Origin of the sequence: Streptococcus hyointestinalis (genome assembly GCF_011039275.1) — a bacterium.
GTDB classification, from domain to species: domain Bacteria; phylum Bacillota; class Bacilli; order Lactobacillales; family Streptococcaceae; genus Streptococcus; species Streptococcus hyointestinalis_A.
This window is the reverse complement of the sequence record NZ_JAAKGB010000001.1, coordinates 249,779-274,952: the sequence shown is the minus strand read 5'-3', so window position 1 is coordinate 274,952 and position 25,174 is coordinate 249,779. Positions and strand designations below refer to the sequence as shown.

The 25,174-nt window shown below is 44.6% G+C and carries 16 protein-coding genes and 2 pseudogenes; 5 read left to right on the top strand and 13 right to left on the bottom strand.

The genetic code is table 11. The annotated features are described in order from the left end of the window. Positions 1–75: 75 nt before the first annotated feature. From G5B60_RS01500 to G5B60_RS01485, 4 genes are all read right to left on the bottom strand, one after another. Complete coding sequence (locus G5B60_RS01500) at positions 76–690, bottom strand: ABC transporter ATP-binding protein (protein ID WP_164682257.1); 615 nt, start codon at positions 688–690, stop codon at positions 76–78. A 2-nt stretch (positions 691–692) separates the two neighbouring features. Beyond that, a complete protein-coding gene (locus G5B60_RS01495; RefSeq protein WP_164684078.1) occupies positions 693–2,642 on the bottom strand; it encodes a hypothetical protein in 1,950 nt (649 codons plus the stop codon). A gap of 164 nt (positions 2,643–2,806) precedes the next feature. After that, positions 2,807–3,076: a 30S ribosomal protein S15 gene (gene rpsO, locus G5B60_RS01490; RefSeq protein ID WP_115268123.1), complete on the bottom strand. Its 270-nt coding sequence runs from the start codon at positions 3,074–3,076 to the stop codon at positions 2,807–2,809. Between the two features lie 136 nt (positions 3,077–3,212). Next, positions 3,213–4,055 carry an N-acyl homoserine lactonase family protein gene (locus tag G5B60_RS01485; protein ID WP_164682256.1) on the bottom strand — a complete coding sequence of 281 codons (843 nt, stop codon included), beginning with the start codon at positions 4,053–4,055 and terminating at the stop codon, positions 3,213–3,215. A gap of 172 nt (positions 4,056–4,227) precedes the next feature. Between G5B60_RS01485 and G5B60_RS01480 the strand changes: the two genes are divergently transcribed. Both G5B60_RS01480 and G5B60_RS01475 read left to right on the top strand, forming a co-directional pair. Beyond that, entirely contained in the window at positions 4,228–5,040 is an 813-nt protein-coding gene (locus G5B60_RS01480; RefSeq protein WP_164682255.1) for an HAD family hydrolase, read from the top strand. Continuing rightward, complete coding sequence (locus G5B60_RS01475) at positions 5,037–5,966, top strand: LacI family DNA-binding transcriptional regulator (RefSeq protein ID WP_164682254.1); 930 nt, start codon at positions 5,037–5,039, stop codon at positions 5,964–5,966. Before G5B60_RS01480 ends, G5B60_RS01475 begins: the two co-directional genes overlap by 4 nt. Before the next feature lie 55 nt (positions 5,967–6,021). On the opposite strand, the gene G5B60_RS11270 is transcribed toward G5B60_RS01475, so the two are convergent. Both G5B60_RS11270 and G5B60_RS01470 read right to left on the bottom strand, forming a co-directional pair. Beyond that, complete coding sequence (locus G5B60_RS11270) at positions 6,022–6,624, bottom strand: LPXTG cell wall anchor domain-containing protein (protein ID WP_241154544.1); 603 nt, start codon at positions 6,622–6,624, stop codon at positions 6,022–6,024. Positions 6,625–7,365: 741 nt separating this feature from the next. Beyond that, a pseudogene (locus tag G5B60_RS01470) lies at positions 7,366–15,681 on the bottom strand (DUF445 family protein); the annotation flags it as partial. A gap of 130 nt (positions 15,682–15,811) precedes the next feature. Here G5B60_RS01470 and G5B60_RS01460 point away from each other — a divergent pair. After that, positions 15,812–16,069: a hypothetical protein gene (locus tag G5B60_RS01460; protein WP_164682252.1), complete on the top strand. Its 258-nt coding sequence runs from the start codon at positions 15,812–15,814 to the stop codon at positions 16,067–16,069. 248 nt (positions 16,070–16,317) lie between these two features. Here G5B60_RS01460 and G5B60_RS11715 read toward each other — a convergent pair. Both G5B60_RS11715 and G5B60_RS01450 read right to left on the bottom strand, forming a co-directional pair. Then, positions 16,318–16,554: pseudogene (locus tag G5B60_RS11715) on the bottom strand (accessory Sec-dependent serine-rich glycoprotein adhesin); the annotation flags it as partial. 198 nt (positions 16,555–16,752) lie between these two features. Next, positions 16,753–17,931, bottom strand: a complete 1,179-nt coding sequence (locus G5B60_RS01450; RefSeq protein WP_164682251.1) for an MFS transporter — start codon at positions 17,929–17,931, stop codon at positions 16,753–16,755. A 109-nt stretch (positions 17,932–18,040) separates the two neighbouring features. On the opposite strand from G5B60_RS01450, the gene G5B60_RS01445 reads away from it, so the two are divergent. Together G5B60_RS01445 and def are read left to right on the top strand one after the other, a co-directional pair. Further along, positions 18,041–18,673 (top strand): Crp/Fnr family transcriptional regulator, encoded by a 633-nt coding sequence (locus G5B60_RS01445; protein WP_164682250.1) that lies wholly within the window; start codon positions 18,041–18,043, stop codon positions 18,671–18,673. An 83-nt stretch (positions 18,674–18,756) separates the two neighbouring features. Then, complete coding sequence (gene def / locus G5B60_RS01440; RefSeq protein ID WP_164682249.1) at positions 18,757–19,371, top strand: peptide deformylase; 615 nt, start codon at positions 18,757–18,759, stop codon at positions 19,369–19,371. Between the two features lie 25 nt (positions 19,372–19,396). On the opposite strand, the gene G5B60_RS01435 is transcribed toward def, so the two are convergent. The 5 genes from G5B60_RS01435 to G5B60_RS01415 all read right to left on the bottom strand — a co-directional run bounded on the left by G5B60_RS01435 (position 19,397) and on the right by G5B60_RS01415 (position 25,021). Continuing rightward, complete coding sequence (locus tag G5B60_RS01435; protein WP_164682248.1) at positions 19,397–20,560, bottom strand: cation:proton antiporter; 1,164 nt, start codon at positions 20,558–20,560, stop codon at positions 19,397–19,399. 538 nt (positions 20,561–21,098) lie between these two features. Then, on the bottom strand, positions 21,099–21,929 hold the full coding sequence (locus G5B60_RS01430; RefSeq protein ID WP_164682247.1) for an energy-coupling factor transporter transmembrane component T family protein: 831 nt from the start codon (positions 21,927–21,929) through the stop codon (positions 21,099–21,101). After that, a complete protein-coding gene (locus G5B60_RS01425; protein ID WP_164682246.1) occupies positions 21,922–23,598 on the bottom strand; it encodes an ABC transporter ATP-binding protein in 1,677 nt (558 codons plus the stop codon). Before G5B60_RS01425 ends, G5B60_RS01430 begins: the two co-directional genes overlap by 8 nt. 17 nt (positions 23,599–23,615) lie before the next feature. Then, positions 23,616–24,164: an ECF-type riboflavin transporter substrate-binding protein gene (locus G5B60_RS01420; protein ID WP_164682245.1), complete on the bottom strand. Its 549-nt coding sequence runs from the start codon at positions 24,162–24,164 to the stop codon at positions 23,616–23,618. 8 nt (positions 24,165–24,172) lie between these two features. Then, a complete protein-coding gene (locus G5B60_RS01415; RefSeq protein WP_164682244.1) occupies positions 24,173–25,021 on the bottom strand; it encodes an SAM hydrolase/SAM-dependent halogenase family protein in 849 nt (282 codons plus the stop codon). Positions 25,022–25,174 lie beyond the last annotated feature (153 nt).

Sequence of the window (25,174 nt, the reverse complement as noted above, 5' to 3'; positions counted from 1 at the left end):
AAAAAGGGAAGAAAGACAAATGTTCTCTCCCATATCTTTAAATCCCCAAGTAAACAATTGCTATTTAGCAACGAACTAATCCCCACCTAAGTCAATCACACGGTCAAAATGAGGTAGAAGCGCCTTATCGTGCGTCACTACAATAATCGTCACGCCATCATCACGCAGTTCTTTTAATGTGTCCATCACAAAAAGGCTGTTTTTCTCATCCAGCGAAGCCGTTGGCTCATCTGCAAAGAGAATCTTGGGTTCTTTGAGTAGCACCCTGATGAGCGAGACACGCTGCTGCTCACCGCCACTCAGCTGATACACTTTTTTATAAAGAGAATCCTCACCTAAGCCAAACATGTCTAGATATTCTGTGATACGCTCTTTATCCTTAGAGATAAAGCTCAGATTTTGATAAACCGTTTCATTGTCAACTAGGGCAAAATTTTGAAATAAAAACCCAAACACCTCTCGAAAATACTTCTTGCGATTTCTTTTGGTGACACGCTCGCCCTCAATCACAATCTCACCGGTATCGACATCATCGAGCTGTCCTAGGCAGTTGAGAAGCGTGGTCTTACCTCGCCCACTCTCACCGATAATGGCAACCATCTCACCTTTATGAATACTGAGCGAAAAATCCTTAAAAATCACCTTATCCTTATAAGCTTTTGAAATATGCTTAACCTCTATTTGCGCCATACTCACTCTCCTTGTTTTAACATTGCCAAACGCTCACGCTTTTCAAATAACAGCAACAAGCTACTATACATCACAACATCCATCACTAAAATGCCCACTACTATCGGCAAGTTCACTAAACCTAGCGCCAGCACGACCACAAGTGGTAGCAGTGGCAAGCAAAACATGGCTATCAAGAAAGGTTTGTGACGTGTGAGATACGACTTCCCAAATAGATACCAGATGACCAGCTTTTTCTTTTGACTTTCCAGATAAGTCATGATTAAAAAATAATTGATAACCACAAAGACAAGGATACTCATGACCACGCCGACAAGTCTCAGATAAAACTGCGAACGCACCTGTCTTAGTTTTGACAGACCTAGCTCACGCCCAGACGTCAGCCTTGCAAAATCCTCTGTCAACTGATGCGTCTCAAGATAGTTCATGACAGGCTCCTTCTTTTGGAAAAGATAGCGCCCTTGCGACATCTCGCCAACTAAGGCGTCGACCTTGTCGCCAAACAAAGCTGGATTTGCCACTAAAATGACAGGATTATCCACTTCTGTCTGCGTAAAGTCACTGGTATTAAAGTTAAAAACTTTTTGCCCTGAACGTAAGAAGGTCACGTCTAGTTCACCAGCATAGGCTTCATTTTCATCTGCTGAGACATTCTGATGAAAAGCGATAACTTCTCTCATAGTCTTCTCAATAGCTGCCTGCTGCTTTCTTAGATTTTCGGGTATGATGAGCTGAAATTTGTCCTTAGCTAAATCACCCATCGCCTTGCCATCTGGTCTATAGACAGCAACGTCCTTTAAAAACTGATGATTGACCACCATGTAGGAAAAGCTTGTCTGCTCAGCAGACTGACTTTCAGCGAGAACTGCTCCTGTCTCTTCACCGATAGCAAGCAAGTCTGACACCACTTTTCTGGCTTTTTCATCTCGTGCTTCTATCTCCTTTTGGCTACTGTGAGCTGTTGGAAAAAGGCTGGTATCGCTACTAAAATTTAGTACCAGATAATCAGGCAGTTTTTGCCAGACGGCAATAGCTTTTTCCATTTTACCTAGTCTATCGATATCCGATAAGCCCTGAGAGAGCGATAGGGCACAGACAAGAATAGCTAGTAGCTTGATGATGACATTGAAAAAGAGGAGTTTTTTGTAGGGCTTTTTCGCCTTTATCTTCTCCACGATAGTCGTGAGATGACTTGCAAGCGCCAAGCTAAGGATATGACTCAGACATAACCACAAACAAACGATAGCCGCTAAAACTAAAAAATAAGACAGCCCCAGCGGAAAACGCCAAATCAAGATGGCCACGACACCTATGACCAAGGGCAATTCAAAACGTAAAGGAAGAACAGCCAAAGGCAAAGCCGTGTGCCCATGTAAGGCAAGTATGCCCAGTTTTTTGGATTGGGAAATGAAAACAAAAACATCAATCACAAAGAGGATAAGCCCGAGGAAAATCAAGAGCCCGCCCAAATCATTGGCGAAAAACTGCGCCAAAACGGACGCCATAAAGCCCGACGACGTCGTAACCTCTAGCCCTAAATCCTTAAAGACGGACACCAACTCCTTAGGAAGGGAACTTGTCAGATAGTAACTGCCCAAGGGATTTTCAACCGTTAGGTCGCTACTCTTTTTAAACTGAACCTTGTCCTCAAAGAAACTGTCATCGTAGTGATAAGGCTTGTTTGATGGGTAATAATAGACATTCTTGACCATACTGCCATCGTCAGACGTCCCAAAGGTGACCTTGTAAAGTGGGAGCTTGTGTTTTTTTGAAAACTCCTCCAAGGTCTGATAGATTTGAGTTGCAGACTTTGACTTATCCCAATCAACCACTTCTATAGTTGCCCTAGCCTCTGGCAAGGTTAAATTGTACACTTCTGTGATGACCTGCCCCATATAGAAAAACAAGGACAGCAAAAAAGTCACCAAGACAGACCAGTATATTTTCTTCATCAAAATCTCCCTCCTATAAACCTATTATATCATGACACAACTATTTTGTAGACATTTTTGGCCAAAGTGTCTATATTTACTTTGTGAGCTTTTAGTTACAGCTAAAGGCAGTTACACAAAAAAGCTCTAGCCGTTTGGCTAGAGCTTTTGACTTCGCTTTTGAATTAACGACGAAGTCCAAGTGATTGAATCAATTCACGGTAGCGGTTAACGTCTTTACGACGAAGGTATGCTAACAAGTTACGACGGTGACCGATTTTTTTCATCAATCCACGGTAAGTTGCGTGGTCTTTTTTATGTTGTTTGATGTGGTCGTTAAGGTGGTTGATTTCCCAAGTAAGTACAGCTACTTGAACTTCAACTGAACCTGTGTCACCTTCGTGACGTGCGTATTGTGCGATGATTTCATTTTTTTTCTCTTTTGAGATTGCCATTGTTAGTCTCCTTTGATCTTAATGCTCTATCCGAGTCCTAGGTCTGGCAGTTCCTAAAACCAAGAAAGAGTGCGTCTTATAGACATTTCAATTGTATCAGACCTTTTGGGATTTGTCAAAAAGATTCACTCAAAAACTAGAGTTCTATCACCTGTGGTTTGATAGCTGTGTCGTGGTTGGCAATAACCTGGATACAATTTGCTAGCTCGCTTTGTGCTTTGACCCATTTGAGAGAAGTCATCTGCTTGTCCTTATCTAGCGAAATGCCTGGTAAAATCAGCTCTTTCCATGACTTTTCAGCGTAGCCAGCGTCTGACGCCAAAAGGACAAAGTTGCCATCGCCATTTGTCACCTTGACCGCAAAGAGACCATCTGCATGCCCTGGGATATGAATCATCTGAATAGACCCATCGCCAAAAAGGTCGTAGGAATGCTGAAAAGGACCTTCATTTTCCGTCCAATCAAAGGCAGTTAGAGGGATGTCTTTCCACCATTTTTCTTGGTAGCGAGGCTTGTGATGTGGCGCTGATAACAGCTCATCTCGTGAGACGAGGATGTTTTTAGCAGCAGCGACGGAGTGAAGCCCTGAAGCGTGGTCACAGTCCAAGTGCGTCATCAAGACATAATCCAAGTCCTCAGGCGCATAGCCAAGTGCAGCCAACTGCTCAACAACAGCCTCACCTTTTGGCACGACGCCTTGGTTGACATGGTAGAGGATGTGACTGCCGAGGTGCTTGATTTGCGCTTTTTTGTCAAAGCTACCATCTGGACTCATCTCACGACTCCAGCCTGTATCCACCAAAATCAAGCCCTTAGGGTGCTCAATCAGATAAGCCGAAACAGGTAGCCACAGCTTTTTGCTAGCTGGCATCAAGAGACCAGACGCCTTTAGAAGATTGGTGTGCTCCCCACCAAAGGGAAGGTCTGGTGCTACTCGCACCTGACCAGTATGCATGATGTGTATCTTAATCGTTGACATGAAAAGCTCCTTTTTCGTTTTTACTAGGATAGCACTTTTTGGACACAACGTCAAAAACAAACCCTTGACATCTGTCTATTTTAGCATTTATTTTTTTCAAAAAAAGGCTTGACATGGAACGCGTTTCAGACTTTACAATAAAGGCAATAAAAGATGAAACGAGGAAAAAACAATGATTAAACGGATTTTTTCAGACATGGACGGCACTCTTTTAAACAGCAAGGGAAAACTGGCTGAGAGCAACGCTAAGGGTATCAGGGAGGCGGACATTCCTCTGACTTTGGTCTCTGCCAGAGCTCCTATGGAAATGCTTGAGGCTATTTGTGCGCTAGAGCTGACAGGACCTCAAGTCGCTTTTAACGGTGGCTTGATTTATCAGATGGAAAAGGGGCACATCAAACCTCTCTACGCTCAAGCCATCAAAAAGGATACGGTCAAAGAGCTGCTTTTGCGCTTGTCGACAGACTTTCCGCAGGTCAGCTTGTCTTATTATGACCTCAAGCACTGGTATTGTGATACAATAGACCAAGGCATACGCTATGAGAAAAAGTTGACAGGCTGTCAACCAACTAAGCTCAGCCGTGAGCGTTTTTTAGCTCCGCAAACAGCTATTTTCAAGCTTATGCTCATCACCTTTGATGAGACAATCATGCAGGCGCTTTTATCTTATCTTGCTAAGCTTGATAGAAGCGACATCACTTATCAGCGCTCGGGGAAAGCTTATCTGGAAATCACACATCATTTAGCGAAGAAATCACAGGGGATTGGTCGCATTATGCGAGAGGAACAGCTCAAAAAACGAGACACCGCTGCCTTTGGCGATGGGCACAATGACCTTCCTATGTTTGAGCAGGTAGGCTATGCTATCGCTATGGACAATGCTATGAAAGCTATCAAGGACTATGCCCACTACATCACACAATCAAATGACCAAGACGGTGTCAGCTATGGTATCAAACAGTTTTTACAAAAGGAGAGCTTATGACCAGTATCAGGGATTTGGCGGATTATACAGGATTTTCCGCAGCGACTATCTCTCGTGTGCTTAACAACCACCCGCATGTGGCAGAAGAGACCAGAGAGGTGATTTTACAGGCGATTAGGAAGCTAGACTACAGACCCAGTCAGATGGCTCGGGACTTGAGCTTTGGACAGACCCACCGTATCGGTGTGGTCGTGCCACATACTCGCCACCCTTACTTTACCAAGATGCTAGAGGGGATGATGGACGCAGCAAAGGAGAGCAGCTATCAGCTTCTCCTGCTTCCGTCTGATGATTATGATGACCAGAAAGAAAAGGCTTATCTTGAGATGTTGGCTGGGCGAGCTATCGACGGGCTTATCTTTAGCTCACGGGCTCTTTCGATTTCTAAAATTGAGCCTTATGCCGACTATGCACCTATTGTCCTTTTGGAACCTGTGGACAGCACTAGTCCGCTATCTTCTACCTACAGCCAGCGCTCTAGCGCTTATGTGGCGCTTTTTACCCGCTTAAAAGAGATGGGACTCAAGCGCATAGCTCTGCTATTTTCCAGAAATAGCAAGGCTTCTGCTACCTATCAGATGACCTTGTCGGCGTTTGAGCAGGTCTATGAGGAGAAGCCAGTGCTTAGCATGGGGCATGTGGATAGCCCTCATGAGGTCAGCGAGGGGCTTAGAGAAAGCCTCGAAAAGGCAAAACCACAGGCGATTTTAGCCACCAGTGATGAGGTGGCGGCTTATCTGATAAAGTGCTATCAAGATAAAGAAGCTCCTCTTATCATCGGTCAGGAAAATCAAAGTATCAGCCAGATTTTAGACTTTCCAACCATTGATCACCACGCTTATGAGCTGGGAAAATGCGCCTTTAGACAAGCCATCTCTTCAGCTAAGCAAGAACGTCCCTTTACTTCGGAACTTATCTGGCGCTAACCAAAAACACCTCCCTAAGGGAGGTGTTTTTGGTTACTCAAGATGAGTAGAGCGATTAAGCTTCATCATCTGCTTTTTTCTTTTTCTTCTTACCAAGGAGGAAGGCTCCAAATAGAGCGCCACTTCCTAGGAGAGCTGCACTAGAAGTTTCGTCACCTGTGCTTGGCAATTTAGCATGTGCTGGTTTTTGCGCAAAGTTCACTGGCATTTGACGTGGTGCTTCGCTTGTGCTGTGGTTTTCTGATGTAGACTGGTGAGAAGATTCACTTGTTGATTCAGAGATAGATTCTGAAACAGATTCACTTACGGACTCAGAGATAGACTCTGATAAGGAAGCAGAGATGGATGTTGAGATAGACTCTGATTCAGATGCTGAGACTGATTCTGAGGCACTTACTGACTCTGAAACGGAAACAGAGATAGATGTTGAGATAGACTCAGACATTGAGACAGATTCGGATTGTGAAATAGACTCTGACTCTGAAGTGCTCAAGGACTCGCTGTAAGACTCAAGTGGGAACTCTGATAATGAATGAACTTCTGGATCACCCATTGACCAGATAAACTCACTGTTAGAGTTACTTGTTGATTCAGAGATAGATTCTGAAACAGATTCACTTACGGATTCTGAGATGGACTCAGAAACGGATTCGCTCACTGACTCTGAAATAGATTCAGAAACAGACTCGCTCACGGACTCGGAAATAGACTCAGACACAGATTCGCTGATTGATTCTGAGATAGATTCGGAGACGGATTCACTTACTGACCCGGAGATTGACTCAGACACGGATTCACTCACTGATTCTGAGATGGACTCTGATACCGACTCGCTCACTGATTCTGAGATTGACTCTGATACAGATTCGCTTACTGATTCTGAGATGGATTCAGACACAGATTCGCTTACGGACTCGGAGATTGACTCTGATACGGATTCACTCACGGACTCAGAGATAGATTCTGATACAGATTCGCTCACGGACTCAGAGATAGATTCGGAAACTGATTCGCTCACGGACTCAGAAATAGATTCTGATACAGACTCGCTCACTGACTCAGAGATAGACTCTGAGACTGATTCGCTCACGGACTCAGAGATAGATTCTGAGACGGATTCGCTCACTGATTCTGAGATGGACTCTGAGACTGATTCGCTTACGGACTCTGAAATAGATTCGGAGACAGATTCGCTTACGGACTCAGAGATAGATTCTGAGACTGACTCGCTCAAGGACTCAGAGATGGATTCTGATACAGATTCGCTTACGGACTCGGAGATGGATTCGGAGACTGACTCGCTCACTGACTCTGAAATAGATTCAGAAACAGACTCGCTAACTGATTCTGAGATGGACTCTGATACAGATTCACTTACTGATTCTGAAATAGATTCTGAGACGGATTCACTGATTGACTCAGAGATAGATTCGGAAACTGACTCGCTCAAGGATTTTGAGATTGACTCAGATACTGACTCGCTCAAGGACTCGGAGATGGATTCTGAGATAGACTCTGAGACGGATTCGCTCAAGGACTCGGAGATAGATTCGGAAACAGATTCACTCACTGATTCTGAAATTGACTCAGATACTGACTCACTCAAGGACTCAGAGATAGACTCTGATACTGATTCACTTACGGATTCTGAGATAGACTCTGATACAGACTCGCTCAAGGACTCAGAGATGGATTCAGAGACGGATTCGCTCAAGGACTCGGAGATAGACTCTGATACTGATTCACTCACTGATTCTGAGATAGACTCTGATACTGACTCGCTTACGGATTCTGAAATGGATTCTGAGACGGATTCGCTGATTGACTCAGAGACTGACTCGCTCACTGATTCTGAAATTGACTCGGAGATGGATTCAGAAACGGATTCGCTCAAGGACTCGGAGATTGATTCTGAAACAGACTCACTTACTGACTCTGAGATAGACTCTGATACAGACTCGCTTACGGATTCTGAGATAGACTCTGATACGAATTCGCTCAAGGACTCAGAGATGGATTCTGAGACGGATTCACTTACTGACTCGGAGATTGACTCAGAGACTGACTCGCTCACTGATTCTGAGATTGATTCTGAGACGGATTCACTTACTGACTCTGAGATAGATTCTGAGACGGATTCGCTTACGGATTCTGAGATAGACTCTGATACGGATTCACTCACTGATTCTGAAATGGACTCTGATACAGATTCACTCACTGACTCGGAGATGGATTCGGATACAGATTCGCTGATGGACTCTGAAATAGATTCGGAGACTGACTCGCTTACGGACTCAGAGATAGATTCTGAGACGGACTCACTTACTGATTCTGAGATGGACTCTGAGACGGATTCGCTCAAGGATTCTGAAATGGACTCAGATACAGATTCACTCACGGACTCTGAAATTGACTCTGATACTGATTCGCTCACTGACTCGGAGATGGATTCGGATACAGATTCGCTGATGGACTCAGAAATGGACTCTGAGACGGATTCGCTCACTGACTCAGAGATGGACTCTGAAATAGATTCGGAGACGGACTCGCTTACGGACTCAGAGATAGATTCGGAGACGGATTCGCTTACGGACTCAGAGATAGACTCTGAGACGGATTCGCTGACCGATTCTGAGATGGACTCTGAGACGGACTCGCTCAAGGACTCTGAAATAGATTCTGATACTGACTCGCTCAAGGATTCTGAGATGGACTCTGAGACGGATTCACTCACGGACTCTGAGATGGATTCAGACACGAATTCACTGATTGACTCTGAAATAGATTCGGAGACGGACTCGCTGATTGACTCGGAAACAGATTCGCTCACTGATTCTGAAATTGACTCTGAGACGGACTCGCTCAAGGATTCTGAGATAGACTCTGAGACAGATTCGCTGATTGACTCTGAAATAGATTCTGAGACGGACTCGCTCAAGGACTCGGAGATAGATTCTGAGACGGATTCGCTTAATGATTCTGAGATAGATTCTGATACAGACTCACTGATTGACTCTGAAATAGACTCTGATACAGATTCACTTACTGATTCTGAGATGGACTCTGAGACGGATTCACTTACTGATTCTGAGATAGATTCAGACACAGATTCACTGATTGATTCTGAGATAGACTCTGAGACGGACTCGCTCAAGGACTCAGAAATAGATTCTGATACAGATTCACTGATTGATTCTGAGATGGACTCAGACACAGATTCGTTGATTGACTCAGAAATAGATTCGGAGACTGATTCACTTACTGATTCTGAGATGGACTCTGATACAGATTCGCTCACTGATTCTGAGATTGACTCTGATACTGACTCGCTCACTGACTCGGAGATGGATTCTGAGACGGATTCGCTTACGGACTCGGAGATGGACTCAGACACAGATTCGCTCACTGATTCTGAGATAGATTCAGACACTGATTCGCTGATTGACTCAGAGATAGACTCGGAGACTGACTCTGATACTGACTCGCTGATTGACTCAGAAATAGATTCGGAGACTGACTCGCTCACTGATTCTGAGATGGATTCAGAAACAGATTCGCTAACGGATTCTGAGATAGACTCTGATACAGATTCGCTCACTGACTCAGAGATAGATTCGGAGACTGACTCACTCAAGGACTCAGAGATAGATTCTGAGACCGACTCGCTCACTGATTCTGAAATTGACTCTGATACAGACTCGCTCAAGGACTCGCTGATTGACTCAGAGACAGATTCACTCACGGACTCGGAGATAGACTCAGACACTGACTCGCTGACGGATTCGGAGATAGACTCAGAAACTGATTCACTTACGGATTCTGAAATTGATTCCGATACAGATTCGCTTACGGACTCAGAGATAGATTCTGAGACGGATTCGCTTAATGATTCGGAGATAGATTCTGAAACTGACTCACTCAATGACTCAGAGATAGATTCTGAAACAGATTCGCTAACTGACTCAGAGATAGATTCTGAGACTGACTCACTTACTGATTCTGAGATTGACTCTGATACAGATTCGCTGATGGACTCGGAGATAGATTCTGAGACGGATTCACTTACTGACTCAGAGATAGATTCTGATACAGATTCGCTGACTGATTCTGAAATTGACTCTGATACGGATTCGCTCAAGGACTCAGAGATGGATTCTGAAACGGATTCGCTCAAGGATTCTGAGATGGATTCTGATACAGATTCGCTAACTGACTCAGAGATAGATTCTGAGACTGACTCACTTACTGATTCTGAGATTGACTCTGATACAGATTCGCTGATGGACTCGGAGATAGATTCTGAGACGGATTCACTTACTGACTCAGAGATAGATTCTGATACAGATTCGCTCACTGATTCTGAAATTGACTCTGATACGGATTCGCTCAAGGACTCTGAGATGGATTCTGAAACGGATTCGCTCAAGGATTCTGAGATGGATTCTGAAACAGATTCGCTCACTGACTCTGAGATAGATTCTGAAACAGATTCACTGATTGACTCTGAAATAGATTCGGAGACGGATTCGCTCACTGACTCTGAGATGGACTCTGATACGGATTCGCTCACTGATTCTGAGATGGACTCTGAGACGGACTCGCTCACTGATTCAGAGATAGATTCTGATACAGATTCGCTCAAGGACTCTGAGATAGACTCTGATACGGATTCACTCACGGATTCTGAGATGGACTCTGATACGGATTCGCTCACTGATTCCGAGATGGATTCTGAGACTGATTCACTTACTGACTCGGAGATTGACTCTGATACGGATTCGCTAACTGACTCGGAAATTGACTCAGACACAGATTCGCTAACTGACTCCGAGATGGATTCTGAGACTGATTCACTTACTGACTCGGAGATAGACTCTGATACGGATTCGCTAACTGATTCTGAAATTGACTCAGACACAGATTCGCTCACGGACTCGGAGATAGATTCTGAGACTGATTCACTTACTGACTCAGAAATAGATTCAGAAACTGACTCGCTCAAGGATTCGGAGATGGACTCTGATACGGATTCACTCAAGGACTCAGAGATAGATTCTGAGACTGATTCGCTCAAGGATTCTGAGATAGACTCTGAGACTGATTCGCTCAAGGATTCTGAAATAGACTCAGACACAGATTCGCTTACTGATTCTGAGATGGACTCTGAGACTGATTCGCTCACGGACTCTGAGATAGATTCTGATACTGACTCGCTCAAGGACTCTGAGATAGATTCTGATACTGACTCGCTCACTGACTCAGAAATAGATTCTGATACTGACTCAGAGATGGATTCGGAGACTGATTCGCTCACTGACTCAGAGATAGATTCTGAAACAGACTCGCTCAAGGATTCTGAGATGGACTCTGAGACTGATTCACTCAAGGACTCAGAGATAGATTCTGAGACTGATTCGCTCACTGATTCTGAGATAGACTCTGAGACTGATTCGCTCACTGATTCTGAAATAGACTCAGACACAGATTCGCTTACTGATTCTGAGATGGACTCTGAGACTGATTCGCTCACTGACTCAGAGATAGATTCTGATACTGACTCGCTCAAGGACTCTGAGATAGATTCTGATACTGACTCGCTCACTGACTCAGAAATAGATTCTGATACTGACTCAGAGATGGATTCGGAGACGGATTCGCTCACTGACTCAGAGATAGATTCGGAGACGGATTCGCTGACGGATTCTGAGATTGACTCAGATACTGACTCACTCACTGATTCTGAAATTGACTCAGATACAGATTCACTTACTGACTCTGAGATAGACTCAGATACAGATTCGCTGATTGACTCTGAAATAGATTCGGAGACGGATTCACTCACAGACTCGGAGATGGATTCTGAGACTGACTCGCTTACTGACTCAGAGATAGATTCAGAAACTGACTCGGAGATTGACTCTGATACAGATTCGCTAATTGACTCAGAGATGGATTCTGAAACAGATTCACTGATTGACTCGGAGATAGATTCGGAGACGGACTCGCTCACTGACTCTGAAATTGACTCTGATACAGATTCACTCACTGATTCTGAAATGGACTCAGATACTGACTCGCTCAACGATTCTGAGATGGACTCTGAGACGGATTCACTCAAGGACTCAGAGATAGATTCGGATACAGACTCGCTCACTGATTCTGAAATTGACTCAGATACGGATTCACTCACTGACTCGGAGATGGATTCGGAGACGGATTCGCTCAAGGACTCGGAGATGGATTCGCTGATTGACTCTGAAATAGATTCTGAGACGGATTCACTCAAGGACTCAGAGATAGATTCGGATACAGACTCGCTCACTGATTCTGAAATTGACTCAGATACGGATTCACTCACTGACTCGGAGATAGATTCGGAGACGGATTCGCTCAAGGACTCGGAGATGGATTCGCTGATTGACTCTGAAATAGATTCTGAGACGGATTCGCTTACTGACTCAGAGATAGATTTGGAGACTGATTCACTGATTGACTCTGAAATAGATTCTGAAACTGACTCGCTCACTGACTCGGAGATTGATTCTGAGATGGACTCTGAGATGGACTCTGATACGGATTCGCTCACTGACTCGGAGATAGACTCTGAGACAGATTCGCTCAAGGACTCTGAAATAGATTCTGAGACGGATTCGCTCACGGATTCTGAGATAGACTCTGATACTGATTCGCTGATTGATTCTGAGATAGACTCAGACACAGATTCACTGATTGACTCTGAGACTGACTCGCTCAAGGACTCTGAAATAGATTCTGAGACGGATTCACTTACGGACTCTGAGATAGATTCTGAAACTGACTCGCTCACTGATTCTGAGATTGATTCTGAAACAGATTCACTTACGGATTCTGAGATGGACTCTGATACAGATTCGCTGACGGATTCTGAGATAGACTCAGACACGGATTCACTCACAGACTCGGAAATAGACTCAGATACTGACTCGCTCACGGATTCGGAGATGGACTCTGAAACGGATTCACTCACTGATTCTGAGATAGACTCTGAGACTGACTCGCTCACGGATTCTGAAATAGATTCACTTACAGACTCACGAATTGATTCTGAGACAGAGTTAGAGACTGACTCACTGACAGATTCTGAAACGGATTCTGATACTGACTCTCTCGTTGACTCTGAAGTAGATTCTGAAACGGATTCTCTCGTTGACTCAGAGATAGATTCTGAGATAGAGTTCGATAGGGATTGACTTTGTGACTGAGACTGACTTTCAGATAATGATTGTGAGCGGCTCTCACTCTCGCTTTGCGATTGAGATCTACTTTCTGACTCAGAAATAGACTCTGATGAATGGTTGACAACCTCAATGTCATACTCTTGACTATCTGTTCTAGTGATTGTCGTGCCGACTTCTGGGCTAATCTTATAAGTAACACCATCTTCGGTAATAATATTTGGATTTGTCAGATTATCAAAGTTATAAGTCCCTTGTTTGATGACACCACCATCTGTTGAGTACCCGTCATCATTGGTGATTTCATAGTTAGGCCATTGACTAACTACTTTTTCAGGACTGTAGGTCTCACCAGAACTATCTGTAAGTTTATCCCCAACAGCTCCTGTAAATGTCTCATCGCTACCAATTTGTACTGGATTGTTAGCATCTGTTACATCAATATAGCGGACTGTAGCGGTTTGTGGTCCATACTCGATGATGAGATCTTGACCAGAAATCAAGGTTGTTGTCTCTGTAGTAACGCCATTTGTTCCTTTAGTGGTATCAATGGTTTGTGTTACCGTACCATCTTGGTTGGTATGGTATTTATAGTACGTCGTTGTTGTCGTACGTGTTACAGAGTCCTTACCTTGTTGGACAATAACAGCTGTATTTGGCGCTAAGTCGGCATTGTAGCGATAAACAACATTATAGTCAACAACTTTAGTTGCAACAGTTGTTTCTTCACCTTCTCGATCAAGAGATTCAATGGTCAAACGCTGTGACTCAGCTGGGTTAAATCCAGAATAACGGTCTGAGAAAGCGACGCCAGATTCAGTACCGGCACCATCACCACTAATACTTGTTGGATCGTTCTCGCCATTGATACTGATAGACGTTGTTTTTCCAGATGGATTAAAGCTCTTATAAGGAACTGTGAAACTTTGCACACCATACCAGACATTTAGTGGCGTACCAGTGGTATCAGATTCATTTTCCCACTTAGAAATACGATAGTTCCCTGTTCCTTCTACAGTACCGTTAGCACCAAAGTAAATCAGATTTCCTTGTGATTTCCCTTCAGCATTTTTATGTCCTGTGATAGGATTGTAGCGCTGCAAGTTGACATAGCGGACATTATCAAAGACATACTTGTGGGTTGTACCACTACCCAATGGTACAGAAATCAACTCGGCATAGTAGTCTGTATTGTCATCTTGGATATCAAGTGTCGCATTTTCACCAACGTAGAAAATCGCTTGACTGCTTGAACCTGTACTATTAATAGCAACCGTATCATTGTAGTAGTTAGCGCCACGGTTTTGCATTTTGACGATGAGGGTACCGTTTTTCTCAACACGGATTTGACCATTTTCGTTCAAACCAACGTAGTTACCATAAGCGTAGCTACCACTACTGCTCTTACCGTCTGACTGCAAGTTGACAACCGCATTTGAAAGCACCTGGAAGAGACTGGAGTTACCCATGTCAAAGGCAATACCATTTCCGTAGTTTTGGAAATTAACCTTACTGTTTGCGCTAGCAACAAATGATGAGTTGTTACCCATGTAAACACCGTCACGACCGTAGAAGTTAAAGGTTGCATTGTCCCCTACTGTAAAGGTCGTAGCGTTATTTTTTTTAAGGCTTTCTTGATTAGCATCAACAGCGGTACTTGTGTAGGTTTGTCCCATTAGGACACCTCGACCATGACCGACATTAAGGTTCAGTGTTGAAGAGTCACCAACAGTGATAGAACCACCGCCACCATTTACAATACGGATAGCTGTATTATTATTTTCAGCATTTGCTGTTTTTTCAGTTGCAACGAGGTTTGTAGCCGTACCATCTTTTAATGTGATTGTAAGATTACTCAAGGTACCGACTGTCAAGCTGCCATCAGCTTTCAAGGTGATACCATCACCATCTGTTGTACGAGAGAGTGTAACCGCACTAGCTGTAGTTGTCGTTACAGAGCCAGCTTCAGTGATGATAGCTGTTCCAGTTGTTGTTAGACTACTTGATACAGTACCATCAAGAGTGATAGCAACACCTGTTGATGAACTACCGTTAAACAGAACACCTGTTGACGTTGTATCTTTGAAGGTCAGACTACCACTGCTCTTGGTCAATACAGTACCGTTAGCATTTGTCGTTGACAAATTGACATTGTTGAACGTTAAGTCAACACTTGACGTACTCTTAATGGCGTTATTACCAAAAGTAATGGTATAGCCATTACCGTTAATAGTCACGGTATGACCATCGTAGTTATATCCTGTAGTGGTTGTTGGACTGACAGCAGTTGATACTGTCGTCGCAGTGATATCATTTTTTAGATTGATTTCTGTGATAGTGCTGTCTTGCAGTGCTGCTGTCAACTCATCCCATGAAGAAACATCGGTACTTGTCGTTGTCGCACGGCGTATTCTGACAGTTGTGCTGCTTTCTGTAGCACTAGTAGCTTGTAAACTTTTGGCAAGTGCATTTGCTCTTTGTGTTAGAGAGTCAATTTGCATTTGTGTAGCAGAGGCTGACGCAAGCAAATCTTCTGCTGTGCTAAGCACTGTCTTAGCTTCAGCTACTTTTTCTTCGTAAGCTTGACGCTCTTCTGTTGTCATTTGTGACAAATCAACAGACTCGCTTGAAGTGATTGCCTTTGTTAGAGCGTCTTTAGCAACACGCAAACTACCTGTTGCTACTGTAGTGGTCATCTCACTGCTTGTGCTTGTTTCTGATGTTTCAGATGTACTTTGTGATTCTGAAGCGCTTACTGACTCTGAGGTTGACTCAGACTGGCTTTGCGATTCTGAGCTACTTACAGACTCTGATTCTGAAGCAGATTCAGACACTGACTCACTGACGGATTCGGAGATAGACCCAGATACTGACTCGCTGAGTGATTGAGACTCAGACAAAGAGTTTGATACGCTCAATGACTCAGAAGTTGATAGTGACAATGAAGCTTCATCAACAGCAGTTGTTGTCGTTGTTGCTTCTGTGACTGTCACTGGCTGAGCTGCTGTGTCGTCTGCAGTTGTGCTACTTGATGACATAGCAACAACATCAGTCCCCACTAGCGTATCTGTTGAGGTTTCAGTCTCAATAGCTGGTGTCTCCTCAGCCAGAGCCGTCTGACTAGCAACACCACTTGCTGCAATAGCTCCAAGGGCTGCTGCTCCTTTTAAGATATGACGTGAGACCGAAACATCATCAAGTGTTTCTTCAACTTGACTAATAGTCACGTCGTTTATTTTAGCTCCTTTAGTGAGACGTAGCAAGCCAAGCTGTGACATGAGGACACTCACCCAGCGCTTACCGGACTTGTGCATCTTAACACGAGACTTGTGAGATGTCTCACCAAAGTTGTTGCCAACTTTTTTGCCTTTCATATTTTCCTATTCCTCCAAATTCCTAGTACAGATAATATATCTTTAAAAAATGTCTAATTTCCCAATTATATTATATCTCTAAGAAAATACTTTAGCAAAGAAAGTGCTCGTTTTCTTTTTTTATGTCAATAAATGGTATTTACTTTTATATTGTGTTCAAGCACACACAAAAACAGCAAGGAAATATCCTTGCTGTTTTTATTTTCCAGTAGCACGTCTGCGGTAGGTAAGGAGAGCTTGTCCGATAAAGACGACCATGGCAAGTAGCAGGCTCATCATGGCATAGACCAGCTGAGCAGGGTAGGATGGGCTGATAGTAGCAAAGAGCTCCAAGACATAAGAAGCACTTGCTCCGCCCAGTAGGCAAAAGACCAAAATCAAGGTCGTTGCGCTAGCAATCTTTGACTCCTCCACCACTTCTGACGCTAGACTAAAAGTGGTCGTGACGATAATGCTGTATAAAAAGCCTGAAATCATAGCCCCTAGCGACATGACCAGTAGATTTTGCGCTAGAGAGATGAGTGTTAAACCGCAAGCTAGGAAAAGCAATGAGAGCACGATGAGGTAAACGCCAAAGCGCTTTAGTAGCCCTCCAAAAAAGAGACCAGCGACAATCCCCATCAACATCATGATACTGAGGATAAAGCTCGCCTGACTAGCGCTTCCCAAGCCTAGACTGGTGATAAGGATAGGGATACGTAGGGTGTTTGCGCTATTGATATTGATAGCAAAGCCTGCCAGTAAAGCCAGAGCGATGATGATAGACAGCTCTCTTTTGGTAAAGCGCACCTTAGACTTTTGCGTGACTTTGGGAGTTTCTTTTGCTTGACTCGCAGGTGAGCACAAAAGGTAAAAGATGAGGATAGGCAGAGCAAAGAGATAGATGGCAAAGGCAGTTGACCATCCAAAGCCAAGGACGAGTCCCACGATAGCTGTCAGCACTGCATTTCCCAAAATCTCTACAGAACCTCTGATACCTAACATCTGCATGCGCTCAGCGCCACGGTAATTTTCACTAATGATACTAATGGCACGTGCATTGATAAAGCCAAGTCCCAAGCCAAGGATAATCCGTGACAGATAGACTAGGGCGTAGTCCTGCACAAGCACGGGCAAGCTCCCACCAAAAGCCACCAAGAGAAGCCCTGTGATAATCATCGCCTTTTCTGACATAAAGCGACTCAACCAAGACGTCACAAGAAGCATGGCAAGAACCGCAAAGGACGAGAGGGAAAATAAAAACTCCACACGACTAGCTGCGATACCCTGCGTCTTAAAAAAAGCAATCATCTGTGGCAGAGCTGACGATGGTGAAAATGTCGACACCAACATCAAAGACAGAGACAAAATACTGAGCTTTTCTAAATGTTTCTTCATAGAGACCTTCCTACTTGTTTTTTAGCATAATTAGAGTATAATCAATATCAGATGATAAAAATAGGACATTGGTCCCATTTAACAAAGTAAGGAGCAAGTAACAGAGTAAATGACAGACTACAGAGCTGACTTGGCAGCGATTTTTCCAGAGAGATACCAAAAACACCTCAGACTCTATGAGCTTGAGGCTGGCGAGGTCATTTGCCACCAAGGCGACAAACTTGGTGCCCTCTGCTACATCCTTGAGGGGCAAATCAAGGTCGTACGCAGGCTCTACAATGGACGTGAGCACATCCTTGATACCAAGACTGCACCAGCTCTTATTGGGGAGATTGAGCTGCTCACCCAGCAAAAAAATGTCTCCTCGGTCGTCACGCTGACAAAAGTCACCATTGCAAAACTGCCCCTAGCCCACCTCGAGGATGACCTCCTAAACGACGCTAGCTTTCTACTCAATATCGGAAAAGAGCTGGCACAAGCTCTCTATCAGCAAAATATCCGCAGTACCACCAACATCACCTACACCCTAAAAGAGCGCCTAGCCACTCACATCCTAAAGCACGCTGAGGGCGACCGCTTTCGCCCAGAGCGCACACGCCTTGCCGAGTCCTTTGGTGTTAGCTACCGCCATGTCAGCCGTGTCCTACAGCAACTGACCAAGGATGGTATCCTCGAAAAAGACAAGCCCTACTACTCTATCAAGGACAAGAAAGCCCTCAAAAAGCTACAGATAACAGACTAGATGACTTTCTTGTGACCTTATGATATGATAGAGGAAAAGAAAAAAGTGGACACAAAAACAAAGAAAACATAAAAGGAGACCCTATGCCTACAATAGACAAACTCACTAAACCTAGCCATTTAATCAACATGTCTGACATCATCCGTGAGGGCAATCCAACTCTTCGTGCTGTCGCAGAGGATGTGACCTTTCCCCTTTCTGACCAAGACATCATCCTTGGTGAGAAAATGATGCAGTTCTTGAAAAACTCACAAGACCCTGTCATCGCTGAAAAGATGGGACTGCGTGGAGGTGTGGGTCTTGCTGCACCGCAGCTTGACATCTCAAAACGTATCATTGCTGTCCTTGTCCCAAATCCAGAGGATGCTGATGGCAATCCACCTAAAGACGCCTACAGCCTAGCTGAAGTCATGTACAACCCCAAAGTCGTCGCTCACTCTGTCCAAGACGCAGCGCTTGCTGAGGGTGAAGGTTGCCTCTCTGTTGACCGTGAAGTGCCAGGCTATGTCGTGCGCCACTCTCGTGTCACTGTCGAGTATGTGGACAAAAACGGCGAGAAAAAACGCATTAAACTGCGTGGCTACAACTCTATCGTTGTCCAACACGAAATCGACCACACCAACGGTATCATGTTCTACGACCACATCAACAAGGACAATCCATTTGCCGTCAAAGAAGGACTGCTTATTATCGAATAATCACAAAAAGGTTTAGAGCAAAGCTCTAAACCTTTTCATTGTCCTTTGGCACATACTGCGCTGTCGCTTTAAGTAGGAAAGGAGCGACCAGCGTTGTGATGATGATAACCGTCACCAAAGCCGAGTAAGTGTCAGTCTTTATCAACTGGCTTTGATAGCCGACTTGGGCGATGATAAGCGCCATCTCGCCACGAGAAATCATCCCCGCTCCGACAAAGGCGGACTCGCCCATTGAAAACTTAGCCAGCTTAGCCCCACATCCAGCTCCAAGAAGCTTACTAAGCACAGCGACGACACTCATGATGACAATCAACCAAAGCTGACTTGAAATCCCATCAAAGCGCATGTTTAAGCCGATACTGACGAAAAAGACTGGGATGAAAACAGCATAGCCGATAGGCTCGATGGATTGATTGACCTCGTGACGTACAGAGGTTTGACCGATAGCGATTCCTGCAAAGAAAGCACCAACCACCGCACTCAAGCCCGCAAGGTCTGCGATGTAAGCCATTCCCAAACACAAAATCATGGCAAGAAGGGTCGCACCAACTGGTAGCAAGAGACGCTTGCCCAGTCTAGCTAGGAATGGTGCAATGTAGCGAACCACAAAGAAAATGCTGATAAAGTACAAGAGCTGCTCAAGAAGCGTCAATCCAAGAGAAGCCGAGCCTTCGCTGCTACCTCCAATCATGCTCACCATGACACTCAAGAGAATAACTGCCACCACATCATCAATGACCGCAGCCCCTAGAATGGTCGCACCGCCCTTACCCGAGAGCACGCCAAGCTCCTTCATGACGGCTACCGAGATAGAAACCGAAGTCGCTGCAAACAAGACCCCAATAAAGATACTCTCCATCATGGATAAGCCAAAAGCGAACGCAACAGCCGTGCTAGAAGCAGCAGGCACCAAGATACCTAGAGCAGCCACTAAAACACTTGGCTTTAGATAGCGCTTCAAAAGGTCCAAATCACTCTCAAGTCCCGCTAAAAACATAAGGATAATGACCCCTAACTCTGACATATCATGAATGAAATCTGTCATGGTCACCCAACCCAAAATAGCAGGTCCGATAATCACACCAACCAGCAACTGCCCCAAAACCGCAGGCAAACCAATGCGTGCACAGTAGTGCCCTGCCAAGGTCGTCGCCAGCAAAATCAATACAAGATTGGCAAGAAATTCCAAGAGAAATCCTCCTTATTCACACAAAAAGTACCCCAAAGCCATGCTACATCACGAGCACAGCATCAAAGCACTCACCATCATTTACTCATAATATTATAACAAAATCGTTATTTATAGTCTATTTAAAATTATATGACAATATTTCCGACAAAAGAAAAGAGAGTGGGACAAAAATCGGCCATTTCGTAGAAATGTGATGTAAAGTCTAGGCACTTACTTCGTAAGTGTTATTTCCCAATTAAAAAGGTTCTCCCGAACCTTTTTAACCCACCTCCGCATACAGCTCAAAAGGTTCACAAAACCTTTTGAGGTTGGAAATAAAATCAAGTGAAACTTGATATCAAAAAGGGCTATAATAGTTGATTTATCGACGCATTAGAGCACACTCACAGGGATTGATTGGTACTAAAGTACCTAATCAATTGTGCATGGGAAACTCTTAAGTGACTAAAGTCACTAGAGTTTCTCCAAACCACTGCGTCTCGTACATCAGTCTATAAAATAAAAGCTGGGAACTTTTGTCCCAGCTTCTTTTGTTTTAGTTCCAAGGATTGTAAAAACGCCCTTGATTGACCACAATCAGCCAAATGCTCACAGCTAGGATAAGAACAGAAATGCCAATGACCAAGTAATCTTTTGTGGTCATGGCTTGCGCACGGTACCAAGTGCGCTTTTTTTCTTTCCCAAAGCGTCTCAATTCCATAGCCGTTGAGACCGTGTCAATGCGCTCAAGCGAGCTAAAAATCAAAGGGATGATGATTCTGAGATTACCCTTAATGCGCTCGTAGAGTTTGCCTTTTGAGGACAACTCCAAGCCACGTGCCTGCTGAGATTGCTTAATCATCTGAAACTCCTCTTGCACATCTGGGATGTAGCGAAGCGTCAGACTAACCGCATAGGAAATCTTGTAAGACACACCAAGGCGATTGAGACTTGAGGCAAACTGGCTTGGCTGTGTTGTCACTAAAAAGAGAAGCGCTAGCGGTGTTGTACACAGATACTTGAGTACCAGATTAAAGAGGTAAAAAAGCTCTTGACTAGTCAGCTGATACCAGCCAATACCTTTAATCAGCACCGTTGACTTGCCATAAATAGTCGCTCCATAGTTTGGCGAAAACAGATAGACCATGAGGACATTTAGAAGCGCAAAAATGGCGATAACGGTCACGACAAAGGAAATCTGACGCCACTTGATATTGGAAAAATAGAGCAAAACGCTAGACGCAATCCCCACAAAAAGGAGCAGGCGGGTGTCGTAGCTGATCATACACGCCACCGAAATGAAGATAAAGGCTAAAAGCTTACTTGCTCCTGAGAGCTGGTAGAAAAAGCCTTGACCTTCTTGATAGCCCAGTAGTGAATTAGCCATGCACATCCTCCTTTTTAGCGATATAGTCCTTGGTCAGCGCTCTTGAGTCAGCACCGATTTTTTCTGCTAGCTGATAGAGACTGGTCTTTTTGAGATAGGCTTTCTCAAGTACTGCCTCATCTGAAAAGAGCTCGATTGGCGTACAGTCAGCCAAAAGCTCCCCATCTGTAATGACAAGCGTGCGGTCCGCATACTCTAGCATGAGCTGCATGTCATGGGTAATCATGATGATGGTATGCCCCTTTTGGCTAAGCTCCTCTAAAAAGGACATCATCTCCTCATAGTGGCGCTTATCCTGACCAGCCGTTGGCTCATCCAGCAGGATAACCTCGGGATTTAGCACGAGGATAGAAGCGATAGTGACCCGTTTTTTCTGCCCAAAGGACAGCGCAGAGATAGGCCACTTGCGAAATGGATAAAGCCCACACACTTTGAGTGTCGCCTCCACACGCTTAGCTACCTCTTCTTCAGCGACACCACGCAAGCGAAGCCCCAGCGCCACCTCATCAAAAATCATGGTCTGACTAATCATCTGATTAGGATTTTGCAGGACGTAGCCAATCCTGTCTGCACGCTGCTTGATGGAGTCAGCGCTGATTTCTTGCCCCTTGAAATAAAGCTTACCACTTGGTGTGACAAATTGGCAGAGGCTTTTTGCCAGCGTTGACTTACCAGCACCATTTTTGCCGACAATGGCAATCTTCTCACCCTTGTGCAAATCAAAGCTAATGCCCTTTAAAATCAGATGATTCTCATCATAGCCAAACTCTAGATTTTCAGCAGATAAGATAACCTCTTTGGCTTCAGGCTTGGTCTCAGTGTAAGCTTTTTCAAACTGCACTTGACTCAGATCCAGCTTATCAAGGTTACTGAACGGCTTGTCCCCCTCAAAAGAATAGCTCAAATGCCTAAGCTCTGTAATGTACAAGGGCTCACGAATGCCGTGTTCTTCTAGGATGTTGGTCTTCAACAGCGTATCTGGCGTGCCGTCAAAGACGATTTTCCCCTCATCCACGACGACAATCTGATCCACCTGACGGTACAAGACATCTTCTAGACGGTGCTCGATGATGATAGTCGTGGCATTTTGCTCACGGTGCAGGCGATCAATCAAATCAATAGCGTCCTGACCAGACTTGGGGTCGAGATTGGCAAGCGGCTCATCAAAGAGTAAAATCGGACTCTCATCAATGAGGACACCTGCTAGGCTGACCCGCTGCTTTTGCCCACCAGACAAATCCTGCGGACGCTTGTCAAGAAGCGGCTCTAGCTGCAGACGCTTTGCCCAGTCATGGACACGTCTAGTCATCTCGTCTTTTGCGACATTGTCATTTTCCAGCGCAAAGGCGATGTCCTCAGCGACACTCAGCCCGATAAACTGACCATCTGGGTCTTGCAGAACTGTTGAGACCAGAAGCGACTTATCATAGATAGACGGACTGTAGGCGTCCTTTTGGCTGATAGTGAACTCGCCAGTCTTTGTTCCTTGATAGCTGTTTGGAATGAGACCGTTGATGAGATTGCCTAGCGTTGACTTACCAGAACCAGAAGGTCCTACAATAAGCACTTTCGCCCCTTTTTCAATGGTTAAGTTAATATCTGTCAGCGTCTTTTCGGCTTGACTATGATACTGAAAGCTAAAATCCTTCCACTCCAATAATGTACTCACACGCTACTTCCTTTTTGTTAATCTTTGCTGAGACTACCTGCCTTGGTACGGCTCTTGGCGTAGGCTGCAAGCAGTAAACTGCCGCCAATAGCAATGGTTAGGCTGTTGACCCCAGCGGATAAAAATCCTTGAGCATAGACTTTGTTGCTTGCTTCGTGGTAGATAGCAACGTCACCCCACGGCGCTAAAATCCCCCAACCAACGATGTTAGCGGCAACTTGGACGATATTGAACCAAAGATAGTCCTTAGCTGTTAGATAGCCTTTTTCGATGTTGATTTTCTTTGCCAAAAGCCCGATAGCAAGCCCAATCAAGGCACTGACTAAAACCCATGTCCACCATGGATTTCCATACTGAAAAGCGTCCTTTAGAGCATGCCCGATAAGCCCTGTGAAAAAACCGACACTAGGTCCATAGATGATAGCAAAGAGCGCTAAAACAGCGTACTGCAACTGAATGCTCGTGTTTGGGATAGGCGTTGGAATGTTAATCAACATCCCGATGATGACAAAGAGTGCAGCCCCGATACCGATAGCAACAACTTTTTTGATGGATTGATTTTGCATGATAACTCCTAATTTTCTAAACGACGGATGTCAATGCGCCAGTTTGAGCCGACACCGACATTGTAAGCCTTGGCAAATGACCCTTGGTTAATGGCAAGCCCCACACGGTAGAGCGAGTTGATGTAGATAAGAGGTTGTCCGATACGCACATCAGCAAAGGACTTGCCATAGGTGACTTGGTTTTGATAAACCAGCATGTCATTGTTAAAGATAGTCACCTCAAAACGTTGCCCAAACTCTGGCTTGAGGCTGTAAAACTCTTCTCGAGTGATAGAAGTCCAAAGCGAACCAAAGCGCACATCTAGGATGTCAATAGCGCCCATCACCGCACCGTCTTCGACCTTGGTCTCAACAACAGGCAGCTCAACGATATGGTCGACAGACAGCTCTGGACCTACCTCGTCAAAGCTGATGTGACCGCTAGCCAGCTTAGCTCCTGTGTAGGCATAGACATCACGCCCATGGAAAGTGTAAGACAGCTCGGTATTTTTTCTGCGATTTTCTACCTCGGAAATCTCACGCACCGCCTTGATACCGACATGTTTTTTTATGTAAGACAAGGTCCCATTGTCTGGTGTGACGATATACTGACCTGTCTCTGTCAGAGCGACAACACTCTTACGCTTTGAGCCAACACCTGGGTCAACGACGGACACAAAAGTCGTCCCGCTTGGCCAATACTCAATCGTCTGGAAAAGACGATAAGACGCCTCAAAGATATTATAAGGGGTAATATCGTGCGTCAGGTGATGAATATCAAGATCTCGTGCCTCTTGGAGTGCCACCCCTATCATAGCTGACACAGCCCCATCCACTAAGCCAAAATCCGATTGCAACACCAATAAATGATTGCTCATATAAACTCCTCTCAAAAAACAAAAAATTGGGTGTTGAATTATTGTATCACAAGTTTCTGACTTTTTAAACTTCCTAATAACTAGAGCTAGCTATAGTTTGAAAAAGAAAAGAGATTGCAACAAAAGTCATCAATCTCTTAACCTATTTATAAA

Bases quoted from the DNA above. Each gene is read 5' to 3' on its own strand.
- G5B60_RS01475 (WP_164682254.1), top strand. From the start codon at position 5,037: ATGACCAGTATCAGGGATTTGGCGGATTATACAGGATTTTCCGCAGCG.
- def (WP_164682249.1), top strand. From the start codon at position 18,757: ATGCCTACAATAGACAAACTCACTAAACCTAGCCATTTAATCAACATG.
- G5B60_RS01485 (WP_164682256.1), bottom strand. From the start codon at position 4,055: ATGTCAACGATTAAGATACACATCATGCATACTGGTCAGGTGCGAGTA.
- G5B60_RS01495 (WP_164684078.1), bottom strand. From the start codon at position 2,642: ATGAAGAAAATATACTGGTCTGTCTTGGTGACTTTTTTGCTGTCCTTG.
- G5B60_RS01420 (WP_164682245.1), bottom strand. From the start codon at position 24,164: ATGCAAAATCAATCCATCAAAAAAGTTGTTGCTATCGGTATCGGGGCT.
- G5B60_RS01500 (WP_164682257.1), bottom strand. From the start codon at position 690: ATGGCGCAAATAGAGGTTAAGCATATTTCAAAAGCTTATAAGGATAAG.
- G5B60_RS01430 (WP_164682247.1), bottom strand. From the start codon at position 21,929: ATGGCTAATTCACTACTGGGCTATCAAGAAGGTCAAGGCTTTTTCTAC.
- G5B60_RS01415 (WP_164682244.1), bottom strand. From the start codon at position 25,021: ATGAGCAATCATTTATTGGTGTTGCAATCGGATTTTGGCTTAGTGGAT.
- G5B60_RS01450 (WP_164682251.1), bottom strand. From the start codon at position 17,931: ATGAAGAAACATTTAGAAAAGCTCAGTATTTTGTCTCTGTCTTTGATG.
- G5B60_RS01480 (WP_164682255.1), top strand. From the start codon at position 4,228: ATGATTAAACGGATTTTTTCAGACATGGACGGCACTCTTTTAAACAGC.
- G5B60_RS01445 (WP_164682250.1), top strand. From the start codon at position 18,041: ATGACAGACTACAGAGCTGACTTGGCAGCGATTTTTCCAGAGAGATAC.
- rpsO (WP_115268123.1), bottom strand. From the start codon at position 3,076: ATGGCAATCTCAAAAGAGAAAAAAAATGAAATCATCGCACAATACGCA.